Source organism: Rhodococcus sp. AC861 (assembly GCF_979256035.1).
On the sequence record NZ_CEEDMW010000113.1, the window covers coordinates 1 to 235 of the forward strand.

Sequence of the window (235 nt, forward strand, 5' to 3'; positions counted from 1 at the left end):
CTGGTTCCCGAGGGCACCGTGTCCCCGTACCTGGTTCAGGGCATCAAGGCGGGCGACATCGAGCGACTGAGCGAGATCGAGGGCGTCTTCACCCGGCCCGATCCCGTGCCGGCCAAGCTGCTCTACATCAGCGCGGGCAGTGGCATCACGCCGCTCATGAGCATGCTGCGAGAACTCGACCACATGGGCGCCCTGCACGACGGCGTCGTCCTCCATTCCGTGCACAGCCGCGACC

At 67.2% G+C, this 235-nt stretch carries 1 pseudogene; it reads left to right on the plus strand.

What is annotated here, in order from left to right:
• Positions 1–235 (plus strand): annotated as a pseudogene (locus tag AC0IX4_RS23360) (ferredoxin reductase); the annotation flags it as partial.